The sequence below is a fragment of the Kitasatospora sp. NPDC089913 genome, from assembly GCF_044748625.1.
GTDB lineage: Bacteria > Actinomycetota > Actinomycetes > Streptomycetales > Streptomycetaceae > Kitasatospora.
Genome location: NZ_JBIVGI010000013.1, coordinates 149,775 through 175,257, shown reverse-complemented (window position 1 = coordinate 175,257; position 25,483 = coordinate 149,775). Strand labels below are relative to the sequence as shown.

Below are 25,483 nucleotides of genomic sequence, written 5' to 3'. Positions count from 1 at the left end.
GTCGGTCCAGGCCCGGGAGTAGGTGCACCACCAGCCGGCTGTTGGCGGGCGCCAGAGGTCCAGGCTGCGGGGACGGGGTGGGCGGGTGCGCCTACGGTGCGCTCTCGTAGGCGACTTCGGTGTCGGTGCAGTCCTGGGCGATGCGGGCCAAGGCGTCGCGCTCCCTCTCGTCGGCGGCGAGGGTCCAGCGAAGCTTGGTGGACACCCACTCGGAGGCATAGCGGCGAACTGCAGGCACGGTTTGAAGTGGCGGGGACTGGAGACGGAGCATCAGCCACCCCCAGTCCCCGACCCTACTCAGGAGGTGTCCGTCCTGCGGGACTTCCTGACGGCTTCGGCAACCGTGCCCGCGGCGGCCGCGAGGAAGATCGCGGCGGCTGTGCCGTACACGGCGCGCAGCCACGTCGGGCGGTCGTCGCCGGACAGGGTGAGGTAGACGAACCACGCGACGCCGATGAGGTGGCCCGTGGTGCGTGCGGTTGCGGAGCGTGTCCTGGCCTGGGATTGCGGGCGGTCGTGCATTTCTGGTTGTTCCTCCGGGTCGAGGTGCGAGTGTGTGGGCGGCCGGTGGGGCGGGTCTACAGAAGGGCGGCCGTACCGGCTGCGAGAACGGCGAACAGGGCACCGGTGCGGGCGGGAAGGGAGGGGTGGGATTTGGCGGTGGCCGGTGCGCGCGGTTCCAGGAGTGTGCGGGCCAGCGCCGAGCCCGTCAGGAGGAGCGCCACGGTCCACAGCGGGGGTGGGACGGTGAGCCAGTGGCCGAGTCGTCGGGTGATGGTGAGGGCGGTGAGGGCGAAGGCCGCATCGAGGGCGAGGACGGTGGCGCGGGGTGGATGCGTTCGGTGTCTTGCGGCGACGGCGGCTGCCGGGAGCGGGGCCGCTGCGGTCAGGGCGATGGTGGCGAGGGTCGTGGTCGTGTCCTCGTCGTCGTGCGGTTGCGGGGCGAGCCCGAGGAGTCGGTGGCCGATGGCGTCGACAGGGCGGTCGGTGTTGGACAGCACGGCGACGCCGAGGCCGCGGTCGGGGTCGAGGGCGAGGTAGGACGTGAAGCCGCCGGTGGCGCCGTTGTGCCAGGTGATCCGGCGGTCGTTGCGGGTGTCGGTGAACCAGCCGAGTCCGGTGCGGGCGCCCGGTCCGGCCGGGTACCGGGGCTCGGTGGCCCGGGAGCCGGGGGCGTTCCCGTCGAGGAGGGCCTTCAGGAGTCGTCCCAGGTCACCGCTGGTGGTCCAGAGATCACCGGCCGGCGTGTACCCGGAGGCGAACCAGTGGTCCATCGGCGGGCCGTCCGCCCGCTGCCCGTGGGCGGATGCGGGCGGGAGTGGGTCGGTGGGCCGCACCACGTGGGTGCCGGTCATGCCCAGCGGGGTCAGGAGTCTTTCCTGGAGCAGTTGTTCGTAGGGCAGGCGGAGGTGGTGTGCCGCGGTCAGGCCGGCCAGGGCCATGCCGATGTTGGAGTAGGCGTAGTGGTGGTCGGGGCCGGTGTGGGCGGTGTCGGCGCCGTTCAGGACGTCGTCCTCGTCGAGGCCGCGGTAGGGGTCGCGGCCCAGGATCCGCAGGGACAGGTCGCGCAGCGTCGTGTCGAGTGCCGGGGGCATCTTGGTCATGCCGCCGCGGTGGGTGGCGAGGTCCTCGAGGGTGACGTCGCCCGGGCCGGAAGGGGCGAAGGGGTGTTCCGGCCGAAGGTTGCGCAGAGGGGTGGAGAGGTCGAGCAGTTCCCGGTCGGCGAGGTCGGCCAGGAGCATCCCGGTGAGCGGCTTGCCGATGCTTCCGGCTTCGAAGACGGTCGCCGCGTCGACGATGGGGCGGGCATCGTTGCCCGACGAGCCGAGCCCCGCTGTCCTGACCCGGTCCTGATCGACGACGACCACGGCGAGGCCGCGGTATCCGTGGCCGTCGCCCGCCGCTTCCCGGACCAGGTCGGCGACAGCCGGGTCGCCGCTCGTCGCCGGGCCGAGGGACGGCGGTGCGGGGACCCAGCACACTGCGGCCGCCAGCGCGCCGAGGAACGGGGCGAGGGCGAGGAGCGAGCGGCCCCGGACCCGGCCCAGCCCCAGCCGGGCCTCCCGCGTCACGGGGTGCCCGCGGTGGACGGGCGCACCGCATCCGGTGCCCCTGCGCCTTCCACCGGTGTCCGGGGTGCGGGAGTTCTTGGGCCCGGTGGGGGCTCCGGGGGCTCCGGGGGCACTGACCGGGGCAGCCCGCAGAACCTGGCGAGCCGGCGGTAGTGGTCGTCGCCCATGATCACGAGCTCCAGGGCGATCATGGCGAGGGAGAACGTGATCAGGCCCGCCATGTGGACGGCGATGCCGAGGTGCATGAGGATCCCGCCGGCGACGGCGAACGGTCGTGTCCGGCGGCCGATGAGCAGGAAGGCGAAGGCGATCTGGAAGAACACCGTGGCGTAGGTGACGGCGACGACCAGGGTGGCGTGCTCGTAGAGGTGGCGGTTGACCCCGGGCCAGCCGAACTCGCTGACCCGCAGGACGTAGTAGAGCGCGGTGCCGTTCTGCCAGCGTTCGCCCTGGACCTTGTACAGGCCCGAGACGAGGTAGACGGTGCAGACCTGCAGGACGACGGCCAGGACGCCGGCGTTGTGGAGGAGGGATCCGGTGCGGTGGCGGAGCGTACCGGTGGGCGGTGTGCCGGCCCGGGCCGCCCGGGTGGACCGGGCGCGGGCGTCGAGGGAGAAGCGGGCGCCCGAGTCGATGGCGAGGAAGTAGAAGAGGGCGATCGCGGTGACGTTGTCGCCGCCGTCCAGCAGGACCGGGTTGCGCTGGTGCAGTGACCACAGGAGGACGTAGTGGGCCAGGCCCGTGAAGCGTGTCTTCCAGCCCAGCGTGAACAGGACCGCTGCCAGGGCTCCGGTGTGGAAGAGGAGTTCGAACCAGGTCTGCGAACGGCTGAGGGCGTAGAGGGAGAAGCCGTCGCCGGCGGTGAGGTTGTGCCAGGTCCACACCGCGTCCGGGCCCCAGAAGTGGCCGCGGGCGGTGTAGTCGCGCAGGTACAGGTACGTTCCGAGGGATCCGAGCAGGATCCGGGCCAGGGCGGTACCGATGAGGGCGCGGCGGTGCAGGCTGAGGTCGTCCAGCAGGGTGCCGGCGCGCTCCAGCGCCCGGTGCGTGCTGCGGCGGAGGCCGGCGGTGGGGCGAGGGGTGTTCACGGGGTCACCTTCGGCGGGACGGTCCAGTCGAGGTCGTAGTAGGTGACGACGCCTTTGCCGGTCCTGACCCGCCGGTCGGAGAACCGGGGGTACTCGTTGGTGGCGATGCGGGCCTGGACCATACGGACGTTCTCTCCCCACAGCCGCCGGGCCTCGTCGCCGGCCACCGCGGCGGCGAAATTCAGCGCGGCGTCGCGGGCCTGGATCTCCCCGGGAGTCAGCGGCGGGTCCGGGCTGTGGTCCGGGCCGGTGGATGTCCCGGTGTCGCCGGTCTCTGGCGCCGGCCGGTTGCGAAGGTTGTCCGCCCGCAGCCTGTCCAGTAGCTGATCGTGCCATCCGTCGAGTTGCTGGCGGACGGCGAGGGGCAGGCGGTCCACGCGTGAGGGCCAGAAGCGCTCCTGGTGCAGCTTGTCGAGGTGGGGCGTGGTGACGTCGGCCCACGGTGTGGTGACGCTCTCGCCGTTCCCGTCCACGACGGTGGCCCGCACGAGGAGGCCGCTGTCCTCGGAGATCGGATTGGGTGCGAAGAGATGCCAGTCCTGTGCGAAGAGCGGGGACATGTACGCGTCGAGGGGTCCGGCGAGGCTCTCACGGACGGGGTTGAAGGGGGTGTTGTAGAGGGCGGTCGCGGTGAAGTGGAGCCCCAGGGCCGCGGCGGCGAGGAGCGCGCCGGCGGCGACCAGGAGACGTTGGCCGGTGGGGAGCGCCCCGACGGAGCCGGCCGCAGGGGACTGGGTGTCGGTGTGGGACATGTGCTGCTCGTTCGGTACAGGGGGTGGGCACCGCCGCCGCGGTGCCCACCCGGTGGTGGGTTCCGGTCAGTCGAAGGCCTTCGACAGGTCCACGTCCGACCGGACGTCGGGGCCGACCTCGCCGCGCAGGAACTGGCCCTTGCGGTTGTCCGCGATCCGCTGTGCGTGGTCGGCGGTGTGTGCCTTGGCGAACTCCCAGGCCGCGGACCCTGCCGCGGAGGATGCGACCTTCTTCGCAGCTTCCTTGGCGGCCTTGCCCAGGAACGCGGCCGGGGCGCCGTCGGGCGTGCTGATGTTCTCCGGTCCCTGCGCAGCCTCGGCGAAGGCGGTGGCGGTCGTCTCCGGCTCGGACGAGGAAGGCGCCGGTGCGGCGGAGGCCGAGGAGGTGAACGTGAAGGCCGTGGCTGCCGCGGCGGCGGCGAGGAGCACGGCGGTCCTGGACTTGTGCACGGGAGGATGTCCTGTCTTCGGGGTCACGGCTGTGACGTCGGATGCGGATGCGCGCCCGGCGCGCCGATGGAGGCGAAGCGGCCGGGAGGCGACGTGCCCCGATCCGGAGGGGTGCGTTCCGTCGGGGTGCGGAGATCATGGTCCGCGCCGGGACCGGCGTACCGAAACCCCCGAGCGGCCGCCGGAATCCGGCCGGTCGGCCGTCCTGGAGTGGACACGCGGCCGTTCCGCGGGCCGGCGCAACCCGGCGGCGCTACGGCCGAAACACTCGCGAACCGGGACGGACGGCCGCTCCGACATCCCGCCTGGCGCGAAGCCCACGCTCCTGCCGGACAGGTGGCCGGCAGGAAACCGGCCGACCGGCCGGTGGGACGCCACTGGTCGGGGGCTCCCGCACCCGGGACCGTGCCACGCAGGATGTGATCCGCCAGCACGTCACCGAGCACAGAAGACATCCATGCCGAATCACGATCCCTGCGCCGGACCGGCCAAGCCCCCCGCACGTCGGTCCACAACTCTCACACTCGCCTACGACGGCGACTGCGGCTTCTGCCAAACGGTCCTCGACCGCCTCGCCACGGCCCGCCCCGCCATTGCCGCCGTCCCCTGGCAGTCCCTGCCGCCCTCCACCGTCTCCACCCACCTGGAACGCTTCCAGGACGAAGTCCTGCTCCTGGACGGCGACACGGCCGTCGCCGGAGGAGCCCCGGCGCTGGCCGCCTACCTCCACAGCTCCCCGCTGACCGGCTACCGGCTCCTCGCCCGCCTGGTGTCGGCACCGCCCGTCCGCCCGGCGGCGGCAGCCGTCTACCGATGGGTGGCACGCCACCGGCACAGCCTCCCCGGAGGAACCCCGGCGTGCGCGGTGCGCCGTCCCCCGGCCGCTGCCTCCCCTGGCCCGGACAGCTGATCACCTGTCACGACCAGCCGTGGACAGGCCGCAGGAGCCGGTACCGCAACGACAGGTCGACGAAGTGTCCGGCCGTACGGCCTGACGGGCCGTACGGTCCTGCCGGGGAGACGTCGGCCGGGTCCGCGCCGCGGGGTCCGTTGCGTGGCGCTATCGCCGCCCCGGGTTGCTTCGTCGGCGATGCAGCCCCCTACACTCCGGACGGCCGCGCAGCTCGCGAAGCTGTCGACGGGCCGGGCCCGCACACCGGCCACAGCCGAGAACAGCGCACAAGGGGCGCCGTCGTCGACGGCTACCTCCGGCACCGCCGCGACCTCGCGACGGCGTCCGCCCGCGCCGTCGCGCTGAGCGAACGCGAGCACCGCGTCCTCGTCCTCCTCGCGCAGGGGCTTTCCAACATCGAGATCGGACGGCACCTGCACCTGAGCACCGGCACGGTCAAGGAACACGTCAGCACCGTCCTGGCCAAGCTCGCGGTCGACAACCGCGTCCAGGCCGCCCTGCACGCCCAGCGCGCCGGCCTGCTCAGCGGGGACCGGGCCCTGTGCGGGCGGCGCGGTCGACACTCCTGTGGGTGACGCTCACCAGCGCGCCGGACTACCGAGTAGCCCGCACCTGCTGCCTACCAGCGCTGACGTACAGAGCCCAGTCGCTCAACGCATCGACTCACAGAACGCACAGATGTGAACTGGGACGATGGCGACTTCCGGTGCGCAGAAGGAGCCGTAGGCGTGAAGCCGGGCGCGGTTCCTGAGCATCCGTACTCAGATCGGTGCCTCAGGTTCGTGGTTCCTGCCTGGGACGGTCCGTCAGGCCGAGTAGATCGGTCCCTGCTTGAGGACGTCGAGCTCGCGCGTCCGGGTGGTGGGCCAGACCGCCGGCCCGGTGGCGATGCCGACCTCCGAACGGCAGGCCGGCATTGCCGAGCTCGTCGTGCGGCGTCTCCCTGCACTCCGTCGACCAAGCCGGAGGAGCGCCCGGCCCCGGCGGCGCCATCAGCGGCCTGGATGATCAGCGCGTGCGCGTACCCCCGGTCACTGCTGCTCTTGCGCCGGTAGCTGCCCGCGGCCCTGGCAACCGTCGCCCAGTGCCCTCTGCCCGCCCGGGGTTACCAGGCGATGACGAGAAGTCCGTTGCCGCCGGAGCCGCCCTTGTTGGCGTCGCCGCCCGGGTTGCCCGGCCGACTGCCGTTGGACTGGAGAATGCCGGCCCGGCCACCGTCACCGCCGTTGCCGCCGCCACCACCCTCGCCGCCCCGGCCCGTCCCGGCCGGAGGGGTGTAGCTCGACCCGTCGGGCAGCGTCACCGCATCGTGGGGAACCCTGCCACCGGTCCCGCCCCTCCCGACCTTCCCCCCGGACCCGCTGTCGGTGTTCTTCCCACTGGACCTTCCCGCTCCGCCGTGCTGGCCCGGAGCACCCGGCTGACCAGCCGTCAACACACTGCAGGAGACCTGCGCCGAAGTGCCGGAGATGCTCGGCGTTCCGCCCTTGCCTCCCGCGCCGGCGCGACCCTCTTCGCCGCCTTCCGCACCCCGGCCGCCCCCTGGCGCACCGTTGTCGCTCCCACCCCCGCCACCGGAACCACCCCCACCAGGAGATCCGAATCCGCCACCCCCGGCAAACACCCCCAAGGGATTCGGATTCTGTTCGTCAAGTGGCGGAGCAATACCGGTCGACTCGTGGCCCAGGCCGTTGTCGCCCGAGGTTCCGGATCCACCCGTACCGCCGTCACCCTTGAAGAAATCGGCCCCGCCGGCGCCCCCGAGCCCTCCACGGCCTGCCGTCCCGCCCTGTCCGGTGCGGCCCACGTTGACGAAGAAGGTTTCGTCGGGGGTCAGGCCGTGAAGGGTGCACTGCACGAAGGCACCGGCCCCGCCCCCGGCACCACCTGCACCGCCACCACCTCCGGCACCCGCACCGGACGAGGGGGCGGCCCCGGTGCCCGGTGATCCTTCACCCCCACCCCCGCCGCCCCCGCCGCCCCCACCCGCACCGGTCGCACCCGCACCCCACGCGAACACGGTCACCTCCGAGAAACCCTCCGGGGGAAAGAAGCGACCCTCGCTTCTGTACACAACGAAGCCATGAGCGGTGGCACGAGGCTGCGCGACAGCGGGCGTGGACGGACACGATGCAACCGCCAGACCGGCCACAGCCACGAGAGGCAGAAAGGGATTCCGGGTCACTGTGGACGTCCTTTCACGAAACGGCAGGGGAACTCTGTCGGCGAAGGGGCGGATTCCGGGCACCCGCCATACTGCCTCGGCCCAGAAACGAAATCTTCACGAACACCCGCAACCGATATCAAACTACTTCACAACGCCCCGGCGGCCGCTCCTGCAGGCTTCGGCCGGAAGGGCCGCGGCGACGCCCGTCGCGGTGACAGTCCGGTGGTGACCACCGAGATGCGAGCACCCGCCTTCGCCCGCGTGCGCCGATCGGACCGCAATCCCCCGGGGCCGCCCGTGTGACGCGGGGCGTGGACGTGCGGCTCGCCGCCCGGGGTGAGGGCGGCGGGTGGTCGACGCTTCGGACAGCGGGGCCGTCCGGCCCCGGCGCCACTGTGCGGAGCCGGCCCGGCGAAGGGCCCTGCGGGACGGCCCGTGAGCTCCGTCGCCTCCTCTGGGAGGGTCTTCCATGCCGCGCACGCCAGCGCTCCCTGGCCGGTTCCGTCTCGGGGCAGCGATGTCTGTCCTGTCTGCCGTTGCCGCGAGGAGCGTCGTCGTGGCGACGCCCGCCCACGCCGCTTCGATCGCCTGCACCGTCAACGGGGTGGCCGTCAGCGGGTCGACGATCAACGGCTCCGAGGGCGACGACAAGATCGATTGCCCCATCGTCCCCAGCGGCGTCACCGTCCACGGGCGCGGCGGGAACGACAGCATCTGGATCAACGCGGACGGGGCCGTGTTCGAGGTCGGCAATCGGGGCGAGATCAACGGCGTCAGGGGAGACGACTCATCATGGTCACAGGTGGCGGGGCCGGCCTGTTCGGCCAGTACGGTGCGGACGGGAAGGCCGGGAACACCGGGGAGATCTACGGCGGGGGCGGCGGGCCCCGGCGATGGGACAGCGCGGCGAGCTGGTCTCTGTGAACGTACGACGCCTCGACCTCGCCGTCGAGGCGGACCAGGGGCCGGCCGCCCACGCGGTCTCCGACCATCCGTACCGTCACTACAGGCTGGGGTACCCCACAGTGCTCGGGACAGGCGCTCCCGCCGCCGCGAACGTGTCCCGCGAGGAGGGCGGCGTGACGCCCGACCCGACGACCGCGTCCACGGCCGGCGACCACCGCCCAGGACGCCGATCAGCTCGTTCGGCGTCGCGTCGTAGAGCCGGTCGTCGTCCACGGTCGGGGGCGGGCCCTCCGGCGGCGGGACCGCGCCCGTCGCCACCGCCCGCTGCCACACTTCCACCGGCACCCGCAGCCGACCCGCCGCCGCCCACCGGAGTGGCTGATCGAGCACGGCATCGGGACCGGCCGCCAGCCCTGCGCGCGCACCCGCTGTTGCGGAAACGGGGCCGCGCCTCGTCCGACTGGGCAAGGTCGAACGCTGGGGACCTGTCCTCAGGGCGGTGACGGGAGGACGTTCCTGAAGCGGATCGTCGCGGACGTCCGGTGGCGGGGTGTTGCTACGTCGGCGGCCTGGTTTCCTGCCAGAGCGAGTCGGGGCGTTGATAGCGGTGTGTATAGATCTGCCAGTGCCAGGAAGAGGCGGTGACGTCGGTGAGCGCGTCCAGATAACGATGGATCCGGGGCGCCAGCACGGTGTCAGAAGTGGCCCGGCTCACCTGGAGGGTCAGTTCGAGGAACTCGCGGGTGTAGGCGTTGGTGAGGGCGGCGCAGCGCTCGATGGCCGTTTCCAGCTCCGTGCCAGGGGTGGTGTCGTCGTCGTGTGGTGGCGGGCTGAGCATGGCCTGGGTGATCAGGTTGTAGTCGTCCTGGGCGTCGAGGACTTCTTTCTCGAAGGAGAAGAAGTCGTTGCTGGCGCAGGCGAGGGCGACGCACAGGAAGCGCAGCCGCTCGATGTCGGCTTGAACACCTGCTGTGTGGAGGTCGGCGTCGGTGAGGTGGTCGTCGAGGGCGTAGTCGACGAGGAGAACTGCGGGAACCATGCCCGAGGACACGCTGCGTCGCAGGAAGTAGGTGTCCACGTCGGGGGCGTGCCCGGTTGCCGTGTCCTGGTCGGTGGTGTTCTCGATGATGTGGGGACGCATGTTCGCGGTGAAACGGGCCGGGAAGTCCGAAGGGGTGGAGCGTGCGAGTTCTTCCATGATCTCTGCCGCCGCACGTTCGATGCCGGTCTGAGGGGGGCGTCCCTCCAGGACGGCCGCGACGCCCGTCACGATCGCCGCGCTCCGGGCGCGTTCAGCGGGCGAGAGCCACTTGTGATGCTCGCCGCCGAGGACATCGTCAAGGTAGTACAGGAGGTGGAAGGCCTTGCCCGCCAGGGTCAGGCGCCTCTCGTCGATGGCGAAACGCAGCAGAAACGCGTTCATGGTGACCGAGGCGGGACCCAATTGATCCAGGTGTACACCGCCTCGTTCTCCGGTCCAGATGCCGTGGAGCCGGGCCCAGGCCTCGACCGTCGCACATGAGGAGGCCATCGCGGCATGCGGTTGGAATCCGGGACACATCCCGGACAGCTCCAGCAGGCCACGCAAACTGATGCCCCTGGGGGTGCGCGCCACCACATCCCGGTACTGCGCTTCGACAGCCGCTTGCCGGTCGCTCCTGCTCAGATTCCGGTACGCCACAGGTATCCCTCCCCGCCCCACACCTCGACCGAGGGGAGGCTCGATCCGCTACACACAGCCATCACAGCGAATCACGGAAGCGGCCCTGACGGAACCGCTTCCCCAACGGGGCTTGGTGCATCGCCTGCCGGCCGGCGCACATCGGCGGACACGACGGGATCCGCTGACAGAGGGCGGTGCACGCAAGCGCTCCTGGCCGCACGCAGCGCGCTCGTGACACGAGCAGTCAGGCGCAGGACGGTGGGCAGGCTGATGACCGGTGAGGTGCTGCGGCGTAGCTCCTTGGGGTGGGAGTCCAGGTCGTTGGCCCAACTGATGATGTCGACCGCGTGGCCGCACAGGGTCACCGACCCGTCCAGCACAAGGCTCGGCAAAGGCATAACCTCCTCCGCCGCCGTTACCCCCGGGCAACTCGTCAGGACCGACGTCTCGGCGATCGTCGAGGTCAGCGGGAAAATCCAGTGCAGCCGGCGCGCCCCAGTGCACCGGCCGCACAGCCGACTGCCGACCGCCGTGCTCGAACAGGCCGGGCCCGATCAGGTGTCCGGACTGGGTACCCGCCCCGACCCACCGCCGCAGGCGCGGACCGCTCAACGGTCGACCGGGAGGGCCGGGCCCCTTCACGAAGACGCGCGCCGTGATGCGGGCGACCCGCGCACGAGCACTGGTTCCCGCCCCCGAGTGCACTCCTGGGCGGACAGGCCGAAGCACACGCCGTGCCCTCGCTCCGCGCAACGACGCTCACGCCAGCGCGCTCCGGTGACGGGGGACTCCCTCTGTGGGACAGTTCCCCCGGGTCCGCACGACCGGCGCCGCCCTCCTCGGGCCGGCGGTGACCGGCCGGGCCCGGGTACCTCGCACCACCAGCCCGACGAACGCCCCGAACCTCCGCCTGTGCCCGACCGCCGCGCGCGGTCGGCCGCACCGGTCCGGGCTCCTCGGCGCACGGCAACCGGACTGCGGCCTCCTGGGCCGGCACGCCCGGGCCGCGCCGACGCGCTCACCGCGCACGGCCAGGACCACACACCCCTGTTCCTCGTCCCGGGACGAGGAACAGCGGCATCGAGCCACCGGCCCTGCCCCGGCACGGCCCCGCACCGGACGCCGACCGCTGCAGCAGGCTCACGTCTCACGTCATCGTCCCGGCCAGCACGCGGAGCCACCCCGGCCTCCGCCCCTCACGACCCGCCGCGCCGCCGTCCCGCACGGACCTGCCGCGCCCCCGCACAGCCGTTGGAACCGCTATGACGCACCAGGATCCGCACCCCGCCGACGACGACGCCGAATCCCTTCGGCCCGCCACCCCCACCGACCTCTACGGCCTTCCCTTTCGCAGCCGCACGAGCCCGCTCGCAGCGACGGCCGCGCAGGCCAACGGCCGCTGGGCGTCCGCCGTCGGCCTGGTCCGCGCCGACCGCGCGTCATGGCTGGCCGACTGCGCACCGCACCTGGCCGCCGCCCGCATGTACCCGCACGCCCAGAGCCCCCGGCTCGCGCTCGTCACCGCCTACCTCACCTGGCTCTTCGTCCTCGACGACCGGCTCGACCACGACCCGGCCGACAGCACCGCGGGCTCGCGCACCCTCGCCGAGCTGGCCACGGTCCTCGGCCGCCCGCCGTCGACCGCACCGCCCGAACCGCTCCTCCGCGCCCTCGCCGACATCCGCCGACGCACCCGTGAACTCGCACCGCGAACCCTGTCGCAGCGGCTCGACACACACCTGCGCCAGACCGTGGACGCCTTCGCCACCGAAGCGGAGCACCGCCGCGACGGCCGGCCGCCGTCCGAGAACCAGTACATCGACCTGCGCCGACGGACCAGCTGCGCATGGATCTTCGCCGACCTCGCCGAACTCGCGCACGACACCGAGACCCTGCCCCTGCTCCACACCAGCGCCGAGTACCACGCCCAGGTCGCGTGCGCGGCGGACATCGCGGGCTGGGACAACGACCTCGTCTCCCTCGCCCGGGAGACAGCCAGCGACGAGAGCGACAACCTCGTCACGGTCCTCGCCCGCAGGCGCGGCTGGACCCCCGAACGCGCGGGCGAGGAGGTCGCCCGGCGGATCGGGCAGCGGGTGCGCGAGTACCCGGCCGCGGAGCGGCGCACCCTCGCACACATCGCCGCCTCCGGCCTGCGCGGCCCCGAACGCACCCGCCACGAGGACGTGATCATGTCCTTCCGCGACGTACTCGCCGGTGTCCTGGCCTGGAACCACGGCGACACCCTGCGCTTCACCGACCCCCCGACCGCCGCGCCCCGTCCCCACCGCACGGGAGGAACACCCGATGCCGAACCACGGCTCTGACCACCCGCGCCCTCCCGGCCGCCTGCCGCTGCTGGGCGACGCGCTCTCGCTGCGGCGCGACCCCCTCGGATTCCTGGAGTCCCTGCGCGGACTCGCCGACCTCGCCGAACTGCGCATCGGCCCCCAACGCGTCTACCTGCCCACCACCGCCGCACTCACCAACGCCGTCCTGACAGAACAGGCACGCCACTTCCACAAGGGCGCCCAGTTCGAGAAGCTGCGCCCCGTCATCGGCGACGGCCTGGCCTCGGCCGAGGGCCGCGCCCACCGCCGCCAGCGCGCCCTGGTCCAGCCCGCCTTCCACCGCTCCCGCTTCCCCGCCTACCTCCAGGTCGCCGCCCGCACGACCGCCGAGCGCACGGACACCTGGCAGGACGGCCGGACCCTGGAGATGGACCGCCAGATGTACCGCCTCGCCGCCGCGATCGGCACCCGGATCCTCTACCACAGCCACCTCGACGACGGATCGGAGGCCGTCATCGACGACGCCGGGCTGACCGTCGTGCGAGGCATCGGGAAACGGGTCACCGCGCCGTTCGGCCTGGCGGAACGGCTGCCGACCCGCGCCAACCGGCGCTACCGCACGGCGGTGGTGAGCCTGCACGAGGTCGTCTCGCACATCGTCAAGGCCCGCCGCGACGACGGACACGACCACCAGGACCTGCTGTCCGTGCTCCTGTACTCCCACGACCGCGCGACCGGGGACCGGCTGACCGACCGGCAGGTCCACGACGAGGTGATCACCATGCTCGGCGGCGCCACCGAGTCCACCGCGGTCAGCCTCTCCTGGACCCTGTACGAACTCGCCCGACACCCCGACGTCGAAGCCCGCGTCGTCGAGGAACTGGACACCGCCCTCGGAACACGCGACATCACGGTCGACGATCTCGACGCCCTTCCCGTCCTGCGCCGGGTCGTCGACGAGACGCTGCGCCTGGAGGGACCGGCCTGGATGCTCACCCGCCGGGTCGCCGAGGCCGTCGACGTCGGCGGCCGCACCCTGCCCGCGGGCACCGCCCTCTGGTACTCCCCCTACCTGCTCCACCACGACCCGGCCGCCTTCCCCGACCCGCACCGGTTCGACCCCGACCGCTGGCTGACCGCGCGCCGAGGAACGGACGCCGCCGGCCTGTTCATCCCCTTCGGCGCCGGCATCCGCGCCTGCATCGGGGAGAGCCTCGCCCGCGCCGAACTCCTCGTCGTCCTGGCCACCCTCCTGCAACGGTGGCGCTTCCACCTCGTCCCCGGCACGCGGGTACGCAAGGTCGCCGGCTTCGTCCTGAGCCCCAGCAACCTGCCCATGACCGTGACCCGCCGACCCCGCTGAAGCCGGCCGCCCCCACCCCCAGAAGGGCACACCCGTGTTCCACGTCTTCTTCGCCGCCGGCGGCGCGGCCTGGATCATCACCTACGCACTCATGATCCGTCTCGGCTTCCGCCAGCAGACCTACTGCATGCCGCTCGTGGCGCTCTGCGCCAACATCTCCTGGGAGTTCGCCTACTCCTTCGTCACCCCGTACTCCGGACTCCTCCACTGGGCGATCATCGCGTGGTTCACGCTCGACGTCGCGCTGCTCTACCAGCTGCTGCGCTTCGGCCCGGCCGAGTTCCCCCACCTCCCGCGACCGGTCTTCCACGCCATGGTCCTCCTCACCCTGGCCATCGCCTTCCCCACCGTCCTGACCGTCAACTCCTTCTTCCACGACCCGTGGGGCGTCTACTCGGCCTACGCGATGATGTTCCTCATGGACGGGCTGTTCCTCGCCATGCTCATCGCCCGCCGCTCGACGCGCGGGCAGAGCGTCCCGATCACCGTCGTCAGGGTCCTGGGCACCGCCTCGATCACTCTCGCGTTCACCCGCTGGACCCCCGACTTCCCCAACGCGCACACCCACCTGCTGACCTGGCTCTACATCGGCACCACCGTGCTCGACCTGGTCTGCCTCGGCGCAGTGGCCTACACGGCCACGCGAGCCACCCAACGGCTCGGCACCTCCGCCGCCGGGTCGACTGCCTGAATCGCGACCCTGCCGATACGGGCTCACGGCGCATCGGCAGGGTCGTGTACCGGCCCGGCGTCCAGCCCTTCGCACCGTGGGCGGACGACTTGGCACCGGCCGTCCGGGAAGCCGATCGAGCCGTGCCCGGCCGCGGCCGCCGGAACCCGCGGCCGACAGTCCGACATCAGCCCTGTTCCGAGTGAACATCAGACCGTGAAGGAGTTGTCCTGTTGTCCTCACACATGACGGACCACGGACCGGTGACCGGCAAACCGGTCTCCGCCCGGGACGGCCGCGCCTGGGCCAAGGTGATCCTGGCAGGTGAGCACGCGGTCGTCCACGGAGCTCCGGCGCTCGTCCTTCCGTTCCCGCAACTGTCCGTCACAGCCACAGCCCAGCTCGCCGGCTCCTCGCGCACGCGCCGCGACACCTTCTCGTTCACCATGGACGGCTCCCGGCGACCGGCACCGGGGGCCGCCGAGGGCGGCAACGATGCCATGTGCGCGCTGGCCTCGGCCTTTCGCGCCGCCGTGGGAGTAGCGGAAGAACACAGGGTCGTGGTGGAGATCGACTGCACCGTCCCGCCCGGACGCGGTCTGGGATCGAGCGCGGCGTGCGCGCAGGCGGCCCTGGGCGCGATGGCTCAGCTCTTCCGGGTCGAACTGACCAGTCGGCTGGCATTCGGCCTGGTCCAGGTCGCCGAGCAGGTGACCCACGGTCGCGCCAGCGGTGTCGACGCCATGGCTGTCGCGACGAGCACCCCGCTGCTGTTCCGAGCGGGAACGGCCCGTGAACTGGTGCCCCGCTGCGAGGGGTTGCTCATCGTGGCGGACAGCGGCACCACCGGCCACACCCGGGAAGCCGTGGAGCTGCTGGCGCGCGGCTTCGCGAGCCGCTCCGGATCACGTGAGGCGTTCGTCCGGGAGGCCACCGACCTGACCGAGGCAGCCGAGCGGGCGTTCACCGGGGGACGGATCCAAGACCTGGGTACGAACATGAACAGCTACCACGTACTACTGAGAAATGCCGGCCTCAGTACCGACGCCATCGACGCAATGGTTCGGGCCGCAGTCGCCGCCGGGAGTCCCGGTGCGAAGATCACCGGCGGCGGCATGGGCGGCTGCGTGATCGCGCTCGCCCACGCCGGACAGGCGCAGGAGGTCGCCCGCGCGCTGGCATCGGCCGGCGCGGTGCGCACCTGGTCCACACCTCTGGGGAACGTGGAACTGCCATGAGCGCCGAGGACCCGGCCACTGCCGCCCACCGGACGACCGAAGACCGGTCGGAGGCGGGCGAGGGTGCAGTCGCGCTCGCGTACCCGAACATCGCACTGGTCAAGTACTGGGGAAAACGTGACGAGCGACTGGTCCTGCCGTGGACCAGCAGCCTGTCCATGACTCTGGACACCTTCCCGACCACCACCCGGGTTCGACTCACCCCCCGCCACCGGCAGGACACCGTGACCCTCAACGGCAAACCCCTCGACGGCGAACCGCTTCGACGGGTCGTCGCGTTCCTCGACCTGGTCAGGGAGACGTCCGGCCGACCGGCGCGGGCCGTAGTAGAAAGCCACAACACCGTTCCGACCGGAGCCGGACTGGCGTCCTCGGCAAGCGGCTTCGCCGCACTGGCCACCGCCGCCTGCGCCGCCTACGGCCTCCACCTCGACGCGCGGGCCCTGTCCCGGCTGGCCCGACGCGGCTCCGGCTCGGCCGCACGCTCGGTCTTCGGTGCCTTCGCCGTCTGGCACGCCGCACGAACCGGACACCAGGACCCGGATCTCGACTCCTTCGCCGAACCGGTACCGGTGCGCCTGGACGTGCTCGATCCCGCACTGGTCATCGCCGTGGTCGACCCACGCCCCAAACCGGTGTCCAGCCGGGAGGCCATGCAGCACACCGTGAACACCTCACCGCTGTTCCGGGCCTGGGTGGCATCCAGCCGCGCCGACCTGGCGGAAATGCGGGCGGCGCTGCACGGCTGCGACCTCGACGCGGTGGGCGAGATAGCCGAGCGCAACGCACTCGGAATGCACGCCGTGATGCTCGCGGCGCGTCCGGCCGTCCGCTACCTGTCACCGGCCTCGTTGACCGTCCTGGACGCGGTACTGGAACTGCGCCGTGACGGGGTGTCGGCATGGGCGACGATGGACGCCGGACCGAACGTCAAGGTCCTGTGCCACCGGGCCGAGGCCGGTCGAGTGGCGGGCGTGGTGCGCGCGGCCGTGACGGCCGACTCGGTGCATGTGGCCGGCCCCGGGCCGGGAGCTCGGCTGCTGGAGGATTCGTCATGAGCGCGCACCCGACGCCGGTGACGCGTCGCGCGCCGGGAAAGCTGTTCGTCGCCGGAGAGTACGCGGTCACGGAGGCCGGCATCCCGGCGCTGCTGATGGCGGTGGACCGCCACGTCACCGTCACCGTGGCGGGGCCGAGCGGCGCCCAGGTCACGATCTCCTCGGATCTGACCGCCGGTCCGGCGCGCCTGCGCTGGGACGCCGGACGACTCGTCCTCGCAGACTCCGGAAGGCCGGTCGGGCCGAGCCTCGCCCATGTGGTGGCCACCGTCGAGACCGTCGCGAAGCTCCTGAACGAACAGGGCTTCGTCCTCCCGGAAATCACCGTCTCCGTCAGCAGCCGACTGCACAACGAGGGGGTGAAGCTGGGCCTGGGCTCCAGCGGCGCCGTCGGTGTGGCGACCGTTGACGCCGTGACAGCGTACTGCGGGCTCGCCCCGTCGGCCGAGCAGCGCTACCGCTTGGCCCTTCTGGCCGCGGCGGCGATCGGTGCGGCCGGGTCCGGAGGGGACCTCGCCGCCGCGACGTGGGGTGGCTGGATCGAGTACCGGGCACCCGACCGGCCGGCCGTGCTGGCCCTGGCCCGCCGACGGGGCGTGACCGCAGCGTTGGAGGAGGCGTGGCCGGGCTTCGCCGTAACCCGGCTTCCGGCACCGGCGGACCTGGTACTGGAGACCGGATGGACCGGGGCCCCGGCCTCCACCACCCTGATGCTCTCCGACCTGCACCGCAGCGCATGGCGTGGCACCCCGTCCCACCGACGATTCGTGGCCGCTACCACGGAGTGCGTGCGGTCCTGCGTCAGTGCACTCACGCGCGGGGACGGCCACGCCCTGCTGGAGCCGATCCGGCGCGCCCGCGCGGAGCTGGCCAGGCTGGACACCGAGACAGGGATCGGCATCTTCACCCCCTCGCTGACAGCGCTGTGCGACATCGCGCAGGAACTCGGCGGCGCAGCCAAGCCCTCCGGTGCCGGGGGCGGCGACTGCGGCATAGCCCTCCTGGACGACCCGAACCTCGTCCAGGAGCTGCGGCATCGTTGGGCCGCGGCCGGAGTTCAGCCGGTCCATCTGCACGCCGCCTCGGAAAGGGGCAGCCGAGATCGGCTCCCCGGCCCGTCTACTCCCCCCTCCGACGCCCCATGAGCGCCGGCCCACCCATCAGCCGCACACGGCAGCACCGAAGTCCCCTCACACCGTCCACCTCTCCTGCCCGCGCCCTCCGTCCGGACAACCGGCAGACCGACGCACACATGTCGGCGACGACAACCCCGCCGCCTCGTAACCGGCCCAGTCGGCCGGCTCACCCACTGGAGCGACTCATGACCCACGCCCCCGCCACAGCCGGCGTCCCCATGCGCTGGGTCGGCCCGGTACGCATCTCGGGCAACACGGCCACTACCGAGACGCACGTCCCGCTGGCCACCTACGAGTCCCCGCTGTGGCCCTCCGTGGGCCGCGGTGCGAAGGTCTCGATGCTCTGCGAACAGGGCATCGTCGCCACCCTGGTCGACGAGCGGATGACCCGCTCCGTCCTGCTGGAGGCGACCGACGCACAGACCGCGCTCACCGCCGCCCGCAGCATCGACGAACACCTCGAAGACCTGAGAGCAGTGGTTCACGGCTGCAGCCGATTCGCCGAACTCGTCGGCGTCCGCCACGAGATCAACGCCAACCTGCTGTTCGTCCGCTTCGAGTTCACCACCGGCGACGCAGCGGGCCACAACATGGCGACCCTCGCCGGCGATGCTCTCCTGCTGCATCTGCTGCGGACCGTCCCCGGCATCTCCTACGGGTCGATCTCCGGCAACTACTGCACCGACAAGAAGGCCACCGCGATCAACGGCATCCTGGGCCGCGGCAAGAACGTGGTGACCGAGCTGCTGGTGCCGCGCGAGGTCGTCACCGGCGTGCTCCGCACCACCGCGGCGAAGATCGTCCGCCTGAACATCCACAAGAACATGCTCGGCACCCTCCTCGCCGGCGGCATCCGCTCGGCGAACGCCCACTTCGCGAACATGCTGCTCGGCTTCTACCTGGCCACCGGCCAGGACGCGGCCAACATCGTCGAGGGCTCGCAGGGCACCGTCATGGCCGAGGACCGCGACGGTGACCTGTACTTCGCCTGCACCCTGCCGAACCTGATCGTCGGCACGGTCGGCAACGGCAAGGGGCTCGCCTTCGTGGAGACCAATCTGGCCCGGCTGGGCTGCCGGGCCGACCGCGAGCCCGGCGAGAACGCCCGCCGGCTCGCCGTGATCGCGGCCGCGACCGTGCTCTGCGGCGAACTGTCGCTGCTCGCGGCGCAGACCAACCCGGGCGAACTGATGCGCGCGCACCTCCACCTCGAACGCGGCAGACCCGCGCGAGAAGCGGACGCGGCAACCTGAGCGCTCTCCTCACCTCGCTGCGAGGCACTGCCCGTACCCCCGGATTCCCCCGGATCCGCCTCGGGGCCGTCGCACCCACAGAAGCCGAGGCACCGGTCGCGAACGGCGCCGGCATCGCTCTTCACCGGGGGACGCCCCTGCCCCCGTAACGACCACACAGCCGTCATACAGCGCACAAACCACCAAGGCTGCGCCACGCACACCGATCGGAAGCCTCCGGCCATGACCAGCACCCCCGACGACCTCTCAGCGGCCCTGGACCTGCCCATAGTCCGAGCGGCCGTCGAACAGTTCCTCCACGAATTCCTCACCGCCAAGGAACGGACAGCGGCGCAGCACGGCCTCCCCCCGACGGCCGCCCGAAGCCTGCGTTCCTTCCTCGACGCCGGCGGCAAGCGGCTGCGTCCGCTGCTGTGCGCCATCGGATGGTACGCCGCCGGCTCCCGCGGCCCCCTGCCCGAAGCCGTCGTCCGCACCGCGAGCGCGCTGGAGGTCTTCCACGCCTTCGCGCTCATCCACGACGACGTCATGGACCGCTCCGAGACCCGCCGCGGCCGCCCGACCGTCCACCGCGCGTTCGCCCTGCGGTACGCCGACCGGACTCCCGACGCCACGGCGGAGCACCTCGGCACCGGCGCGGCCATCCTCGTCGGCGACCTCGCCCTGTGCTGGTCCGACGAACTCCTCCACACGGCAGGCATCGCCGCCGACCGCCTCGAGGCGGTCCGGCGCCTGAGCGACCTCATGCGCGAGGAGGTGATGTACGGCCAGTACCTCGACCTCCTGGCGCCCACCACCCCGGCCCACGACATCCGCACCCCGCTGACCGTCATCCGCTACAAGACCGCCAAGTACACCTGCGAACGCCCCCTGCACATCGGCGCGGCCCTGGCCGGCGCCGGCCCGACGGTCCTCCGGGCCTGCACCGCCTTCGCCCTCCCCCTGGGAGAGGCGTTCCAGCTGCGCGACGACCTCCTCGGCGTCTTCGGCGAACCCGACCGGACCGGTAAGTCCCGCCTGGACGACCTGCGTGAAGGCAAACGCACCGTCCTCCTGGCGCTCACCCACCAACGCGCGAATCCTTCACAGTTGGAGACCCTGCGCGAGTTCGTGGGCTGTCCTGCTCTCACCGACCACGACGCCGATCGCGTCCGGGCCGTCATCGTCGAGACAGGAGCACGGGACGAAGCCGAACGCATGATCCGCCACCGCCACGACCGGGCCCAACGCACCCTGGACCGGGCACCGTTCCCGCCCTCCGCCGTCCAGGCCCTGCGCCACATCGCCCACCGGGCCACCCATCGGGACCTGTGACCGCCCCGGGGCGGAGGGTTCCTCCTTCCGAGGCGACGATCCCGCAGGAGCCCGAGGCACCGAGAAGGCCGTCGAGCAGCCGACGGCGCGCACCGCGCCGCGGGCGCGGGCCCGGCCGGGCGGCACCGGGCGCGCGTGGGGACGGCGCCGGCGGCGTTCTCCTCCACGATGCCGTCATCCCGGACGGCGGGGCACCTGCCGCGGGGCCTTCCCCTGCCGGTTCCTGGTGCGGACGGTGCCGTCGGGCGGCGTGAACGTCCAGGTCTGGCAGGAGCGCGGAACGTCCCCGCTCCGCACATCGCGTCCCCGGTACCCGTCCGAACCGGTGCCGCCGCTCCGGCCCCGGGCGGAAGCAGTCACGCGGATGGACCTTACGGGTGACCTTGGCGCGTGGGTGTCCGGCCTGTCGCGTCAGGAGGGTGGGCGGTGTCCGGTACTCCCTGTGGCGGGACTGTCGGGTCCCCGACGAATCCCGCACAACCGCGCCGGCCCGAAGAACACAACAGGGCCGACGGATCCGCACTCTCCGTCGAAAGGACCGCCCATGCCGCGCAGACTCGTCCCCCTGAGCCGCCTCCGCCTCGCCACCGTCCTCCCGCTGCTGTCGGCCGTCGCCGCGACGAGCGTCATGGCGGCGACGCCGGCGCAGGCCGCACAGGTCACGTGCAGGGTCAACGGCGTCGATGTCACGGGTTCGACGATCTACGGCACCGCAGGCGACGACGAGATCGTCTGTCACGCGGTCCCGTCCGGTGTCACCGTGAACGGTCGCGAGGGGGACGACACCATCACCGTCAACGCGACGGTGGGCTACGTGGCCGGGAACGTGGTCGGAAACCGGGGCGAGGTCAACGGCGGGCCCGGTGACGACACCATCACGGTGCAAGGAGGCGTGGGCTCTCCCGACGGGAAGTCGGGTCGGTCCGGAAACACCGGGGAGATCTACGGCGGCGGAGGGAAGGACAAGGTAACGGTGCGCGGGGGAGGCGGCGCCAGGGGGAAGTCGGACGGAGATTCGTTGTTCGGGTGCGGCAACGGCGGCCGGGGCGGTGACGGCAACGACGGGCGCATCAGCGCCGGCGGCGAGATCAGCGTCTTCGGCGGCCAGGGCGGAGAGGGAGGTACGTCGCTGGGCAGGGCCAGTGACTGCGACGGGGGCAAGGGCGGGGACGGCAACAACAGCCGCATCATCGGCACCGGCGTCGGCAGCAAGGTCTTCGCCGTCGGCGGTGCCGGCGGCAAGGGAGTGGCAGGGGGTGAGGGCGGTGACGGGGGGATCGGCAACGACGGTCACATCACCGTCGAAGTCGGAGCCCCCGACACGGTGGCCGTCAACGCCAACGGCGGCGAGGGCGGCAAGGGAGGCCCGTTCGGCGGAGGGGGCGAGGGCGGTGACGGGAACAACCGCACCATCGACATCCTGGAGGCGGGCACGGGGTTCGTGCGGGGCGGCGACGGCGGGAACGGCCGGCCTCCGGGCGCGGGAGGCAAGGGCAACGACGGAAAGGTCAACACCACCCCGAAGGGGAACTACGAAGCGCCCGGCGGCACCCCCGGAACGGCGACCTGACACCCGGCCGCCGCCGGCACCGGTCCCGGCGGCGGCCCCGGCGGCGGCCGGAGCACGCAGCAGCCACGCCCCGTCGAACGGGCAGGCCCGCTCGACGGGGCCGGTACCGCAACGACCGGTCCACGAGGTGCCGGCCGCGCGGCCGGACAGGCCGTACGGTCTGCACCGGCGCGGCGGATCCGACGCCCGGGCCCGCCTGTGAACCCCGCGGGCGTGGTCTGCGGTTCGCCGCAGCCGCCGTCAGCACCTGCGGGTACTGGCAGCGTACTGGCGGGCGTTGCGCGCGGCGGACTCCATCGGCACGGTCCAGCCGGCATCGTCCTCGTCCGCCACGGAGGTCTCGGACCCACTCTCGGAGACATCGACCTGCCCGCCGACCCCCTGCCCTGACAGGCTGCCGCGTCCTCCCCCGGGGCCACGGCGCCCGGACCCGGCAGCCCTGCGGGCAAGGGCAGCAGGCCATGCCGACGACGATCGTCACCCTTCGTTACCGCCGAATACGGGGCAGAACCGACGACCGCAAGGCCCTCGCCCGGCCACTCTCAGGAATCTTGCAAAAGTCGCACACTTTCATTTCATTACTATTGGATGCCGACAGTTTGGATGCTGCGGCCGCCGCACCGCCTTAGTCTCATATCTGTTCCCACGGAATCCGCGATCGACCCGACAGATACGCTCTCGAAAGATTACGGGAGGTCTGTTCGGCAGTCATCCGCGATCCAATCCTCGCGAAACGGTGGCCCCACCATGCCTGACACCATCAGTATTGGCGACCCGACCAGTCCAACCCTTTACCACGGATACAAGCCGAATAACCTCCCCTCGCTCCTGGATGCAATCCGTCGAAAGTCCAGTGAAAATACCGATTGGAATGGCTTCTATCTCGCCGAAACCCCTTACCACGCCGCCGAGTACAGCCACGGAAAGATTCAAGGGGAACCAAGGACTCGCGCGGGAGGCGTCGTGAAGGTGAGCTTCGAAAAGAGTGTGAAGATTGCGATCGTCGACATTTCCCAGGGCCACGCCGAGCACCTTGAAGAGTTTCAGGAGCGTCGAATAAGGGATATAAAAAACCATTTCAAGATACCCTCGGGCGAGAATCTGATGGACGCCCTGGTAAAGGACCAGACCATACTGAAGATTCTCGACGACGGAACCGGAAGGCCTGAGTACATCATCCCGTGGGGAATTGCCGAAAAGCAATGCCACGCCGAACCGCACAAGTCGTTCGAGCAGTACCGGAATTCCGCGGACGAAGCCTATGCTTACAGCGCAGAAGGCGCACGCCTTACTGGCTGTGTCCCAGGCGGTCGCGCCAAGAGGTCTGCGGGAAGCTGCATCCCTGCCGCATCGTGGGAAGCTATCGAACACAGGTCCAAGGAGATGGCTTCGGCGGTGGCGCGAGACACCGAGTACACGAAAAGCCTGCCGAACCGGCACCCCAAAGGCCCGACCTGGAGCGAGGCCCACACCACCTCGACGTCCACCCATGCCCGGGTCAGCGCGAAAAGCGGTGCGCACGTGGCTGTCGGCGCCTTCGCCGTCGGCTCCTGGATCTACGGCTTGTCGGAGACCTTCGCCAACAACAACGTCACAACCCTCGACAAGGCCGCCGCGACTGTCGCCATTGTTCCGGGGATCGGTCATGCTTTGGGGATCGCCGCCGCGCTCGAACACCACGACATCGAAGGCGTGGTCGTCAATGCCATCTCCATCGCCGCCCTGGCAGCCGCCCAGGTCGTGCCCGTCGTCGGCGAGATCGTCGATGCCGCCCTACTCGCCGAACAACTCGTCGAAGTCCTTGTGCACGTCTTCCGCGCGTCCACGACCGAGCCACCGGCAGCGCACCTGGAAACGGGAGTCCTGCCCGTTCTGCCGGCACCGCGGGCTTGGATCGACGCGACCGCCTGGCGCGGGAAGATGGAAATCCGCTGGAAGACCGACCGGAGCGACAAGGATCTGCCTCCCGGAGAGTACGTCCCGGCCGGTACCCGAGTGATCGTCCGAGAGCGCGGAGACGCGGAATACGAATTTCCGATGGCCGAAGGAGTTTCCCCGGACTGGGAAGCCGTTCGGACGATCGGCGACTCCCGAACATTCGATGTTTTCTATCGTTTCGAACTGGACGGCGGCCCGTACCGGTTCCTGGAATCGGAGAAGCTGGCGGTCGTCCGGGCAACGGGCAAGTTCAGCATGATCGACACTACGGCCTGGTACGAGGACTGGACTCCGTAGCCGCGTTCCCCAAGGACCCGTCGGCTCGTCGGCGGGCCCCACATCGGAGCTGTCGCGTTGGCGCCCCCTCAGGCAGTCACACACCCGCCAACGTGACAGCTCCTCTTGCCCTTGTCCATCACGGCCATGAGGGCCTCGCGGGACGGGCAGGTGCAGACGCAGTGCTTGTTGGTGCCTCGGGGGGGGAACCGGTCGAGAGCAGCCGGTCGGCCGGTCGGGAGCAGCGGGTCGGGGGGTTACGGATCGGTGCGGTGCGGGAGAGGCTGGGTGTCTCCTCGCGATCATCGGCGAGGGCCGCACGGGGCATCGGCCCCTTGCGTCCGTTCTGCCTGGAAGCGGCTCCAGGCCGCGTCGAAGAAGTCGAGCGAGCAGGCGGTTCTCGGAGCGGTGGGCGGATGTGTCGTCGGCTCGATCGGAGCCCGCGCGGGCTGCGGCGCGGGCGCGGCGACCGGAGCCGTCGGCGGGGCGGTCAAGGGCGGACTCGAAGGATTGATCAAGGGCAAGTGACTCCACGGAACGGAAACATCATGAAAGACGAGCAGCACCGGCCCGCGCCGCCGCGCCTCGGGCTCGAGGGGAGTCTGTGGGCCCTCGTCGCGTGCGCGCTCCTCGCCGCCTGGGGCATTCACCGCCTTCTCGTCCTCGTCCTCCCCGGGGAAGGGCTCGCGGGTCTCGCGGTGGGTCTGCTCGCAGCACTCCTGGGGGGTCTGACGGTCGGCGGCCCCGCCCGCCTGCTGCGGGCGCGCCGACGAGGTGACCGGTAACGAGGGCACCGGTGTTGTTGCCTCCCGGGACCAGGGAGGCAACAACACCTCCTCCGTCGGCACGCCGTGACCGCGCCCGGCGACGGCCTCGCCACACGCCGGCGGGCGTTCGCCGGGTTCAGTCCTTGGGTGAGGCGAAGCGCTTGAACGCCGCACGGGTGTCCGGTCCTGCGACGCCGTCGATCGGACCGTGGTAGCTCTCCTCGGCCGTCAGTCGGCGCTGCAGGGCCTTGACTGTCTCGGTGCCGACGATGCCGTCGATCGCGCCGAGGTAACCCCATTTGGCCTGGAGGAAACGCTGGAGCGCCTTCCAGCTCTCGGTGTCCAACTGGCCGTCGGCCGCGCCCGGGTAGCCCCAGTACAGCGCCAGCCAGTCCTGGAGGTAGGCGGCTTCGGAGGCGTTCAGGCCGAGGTTCTCGACGGTCGTAAGCCGTGCGCCGGCCTGGGCGCCCGCCGCCTCCCGGGCGACGGACGCGGGCGTCGCGGAGGCCGTACCCGCCGTCCCGCCGACGGCGATGGCGGCGACGACGGTGAAGGCGGCGAGGGACCTCGTCATCGAGCTGGACCGCATGTGCTCCCC

General features: G+C 71.4%; 21 protein-coding genes. 13 read left to right on the top strand and 8 right to left on the bottom strand.

The features are described 5' to 3' along the window. Positions 1-297: 297 nt before the first annotated feature. The 5 genes from ACIPYS_RS21315 to ACIPYS_RS21295 all read right to left on the bottom strand — a co-directional run bounded on the left by ACIPYS_RS21315 (position 298) and on the right by ACIPYS_RS21295 (position 4,362). Positions 298-522 carry a hypothetical protein gene (locus tag ACIPYS_RS21315; protein ID WP_400748091.1) on the bottom strand — a complete coding sequence of 75 codons (225 nt, stop codon included), beginning with the start codon at positions 520-522 and terminating at the stop codon, positions 298-300. 56 nt (positions 523-578) lie between these two features. Beyond that, positions 579-2,072 carry a serine hydrolase domain-containing protein gene (locus ACIPYS_RS21310; RefSeq protein WP_400748088.1) on the bottom strand — a complete coding sequence of 498 codons (1,494 nt, stop codon included), beginning with the start codon at positions 2,070-2,072 and terminating at the stop codon, positions 579-581. Next, positions 2,069-3,160, bottom strand: coding sequence for an HTTM domain-containing protein (locus ACIPYS_RS21305; protein WP_400748085.1), 1,092 nt, complete (start codon positions 3,158-3,160; stop codon positions 2,069-2,071). Before ACIPYS_RS21305 ends, ACIPYS_RS21310 begins: the two co-directional genes overlap by 4 nt. Further along, the gene (locus ACIPYS_RS21300; RefSeq protein ID WP_400748082.1) at positions 3,157-3,912 is read right to left on the bottom strand and encodes a DUF5819 family protein; all 756 of its coding nucleotides are present in this window, start codon (positions 3,910-3,912) and stop codon (positions 3,157-3,159) included. Before ACIPYS_RS21300 ends, ACIPYS_RS21305 begins: the two co-directional genes overlap by 4 nt. Before the next feature lie 66 nt (positions 3,913-3,978). Next, complete coding sequence (locus tag ACIPYS_RS21295; protein WP_400748079.1) at positions 3,979-4,362, bottom strand: hypothetical protein; 384 nt, start codon at positions 4,360-4,362, stop codon at positions 3,979-3,981. A 457-nt stretch (positions 4,363-4,819) separates the two neighbouring features. Between ACIPYS_RS21295 and ACIPYS_RS21290 the strand changes: the two genes are divergently transcribed. After that, a complete protein-coding gene (locus ACIPYS_RS21290; protein WP_400748076.1) occupies positions 4,820-5,272 on the top strand; it encodes a thiol-disulfide oxidoreductase DCC family protein in 453 nt (150 codons plus the stop codon). 140 nt (positions 5,273-5,412) lie between these two features. Beyond that, positions 5,413-5,850: a response regulator transcription factor gene (locus ACIPYS_RS21285; RefSeq protein ID WP_400748073.1), complete on the top strand. Its 438-nt coding sequence runs from the start codon at positions 5,413-5,415 to the stop codon at positions 5,848-5,850. A 530-nt stretch (positions 5,851-6,380) separates the two neighbouring features. Here ACIPYS_RS21285 and ACIPYS_RS21280 read toward each other — a convergent pair. Next, entirely contained in the window at positions 6,381-6,578 is a 198-nt protein-coding gene (locus ACIPYS_RS21280; protein ID WP_400748070.1) for a hypothetical protein, read from the bottom strand. 1,656 nt (positions 6,579-8,234) lie between these two features. Here ACIPYS_RS21280 and ACIPYS_RS21275 point away from each other — a divergent pair. Beyond that, complete coding sequence (locus ACIPYS_RS21275) at positions 8,235-8,366, top strand: hypothetical protein (RefSeq protein WP_400748067.1); 132 nt, start codon at positions 8,235-8,237, stop codon at positions 8,364-8,366. 538 nt (positions 8,367-8,904) lie between these two features. Here ACIPYS_RS21275 and ACIPYS_RS21270 read toward each other — a convergent pair. Then, a complete protein-coding gene (locus ACIPYS_RS21270; protein WP_400748064.1) occupies positions 8,905-10,029 on the bottom strand; it encodes a terpene synthase family protein in 1,125 nt (374 codons plus the stop codon). A 1,244-nt stretch (positions 10,030-11,273) separates the two neighbouring features. Here ACIPYS_RS21270 and ACIPYS_RS21265 point away from each other — a divergent pair. From ACIPYS_RS21265 to ACIPYS_RS21220, 10 genes are all read left to right on the top strand, one after another. Beyond that, positions 11,274-12,338, top strand: coding sequence for a hypothetical protein (locus ACIPYS_RS21265; protein ID WP_400748061.1), 1,065 nt, complete (start codon positions 11,274-11,276; stop codon positions 12,336-12,338). After that, the gene (locus ACIPYS_RS21260) at positions 12,319-13,665 is read left to right on the top strand and encodes a cytochrome P450 (protein ID WP_400748058.1); all 1,347 of its coding nucleotides are present in this window, start codon (positions 12,319-12,321) and stop codon (positions 13,663-13,665) included. The genes ACIPYS_RS21265 and ACIPYS_RS21260 overlap by 20 nt, the downstream gene beginning before the upstream one ends. A 34-nt stretch (positions 13,666-13,699) precedes the next feature. Further along, positions 13,700-14,356, top strand: coding sequence for a hypothetical protein (locus ACIPYS_RS21255; protein WP_400748055.1), 657 nt, complete (start codon positions 13,700-13,702; stop codon positions 14,354-14,356). 212 nt (positions 14,357-14,568) lie between these two features. Then, positions 14,569-15,573, top strand: coding sequence for a mevalonate kinase (gene mvk / locus ACIPYS_RS21250; RefSeq protein WP_400748052.1), 1,005 nt, complete (start codon positions 14,569-14,571; stop codon positions 15,571-15,573). Next, entirely contained in the window at positions 15,570-16,631 is a 1,062-nt protein-coding gene (gene mvaD, locus ACIPYS_RS21245) for a diphosphomevalonate decarboxylase (RefSeq protein ID WP_400748048.1), read from the top strand. The genes mvk and mvaD overlap by 4 nt, the downstream gene beginning before the upstream one ends. Beyond that, a complete protein-coding gene (locus ACIPYS_RS21240) occupies positions 16,628-17,776 on the top strand; it encodes a phosphomevalonate kinase (protein WP_400748045.1) in 1,149 nt (382 codons plus the stop codon). The genes mvaD and ACIPYS_RS21240 overlap by 4 nt, the downstream gene beginning before the upstream one ends. A gap of 176 nt (positions 17,777-17,952) precedes the next feature. After that, the gene (locus tag ACIPYS_RS21235) at positions 17,953-19,020 is read left to right on the top strand and encodes a hydroxymethylglutaryl-CoA reductase (protein WP_400748042.1); all 1,068 of its coding nucleotides are present in this window, start codon (positions 17,953-17,955) and stop codon (positions 19,018-19,020) included. A 222-nt stretch (positions 19,021-19,242) separates the two neighbouring features. Continuing rightward, the gene (locus ACIPYS_RS21230; protein ID WP_400748039.1) at positions 19,243-20,334 is read left to right on the top strand and encodes a polyprenyl synthetase family protein; all 1,092 of its coding nucleotides are present in this window, start codon (positions 19,243-19,245) and stop codon (positions 20,332-20,334) included. Positions 20,335-20,878: 544 nt separating this feature from the next. Beyond that, the gene (locus ACIPYS_RS21225; RefSeq protein WP_400748036.1) at positions 20,879-21,904 is read left to right on the top strand and encodes a hypothetical protein; all 1,026 of its coding nucleotides are present in this window, start codon (positions 20,879-20,881) and stop codon (positions 21,902-21,904) included. 747 nt (positions 21,905-22,651) lie between these two features. Continuing rightward, entirely contained in the window at positions 22,652-24,139 is a 1,488-nt protein-coding gene (locus tag ACIPYS_RS21220) for a hypothetical protein (protein WP_400748034.1), read from the top strand. An 882-nt stretch (positions 24,140-25,021) separates the two neighbouring features. Here ACIPYS_RS21220 and ACIPYS_RS21215 read toward each other — a convergent pair. Then, complete coding sequence (locus ACIPYS_RS21215) at positions 25,022-25,474, bottom strand: peptidoglycan-binding protein (protein ID WP_400748032.1); 453 nt, start codon at positions 25,472-25,474, stop codon at positions 25,022-25,024. Positions 25,475-25,483: the final 9 nt, after the last annotated feature.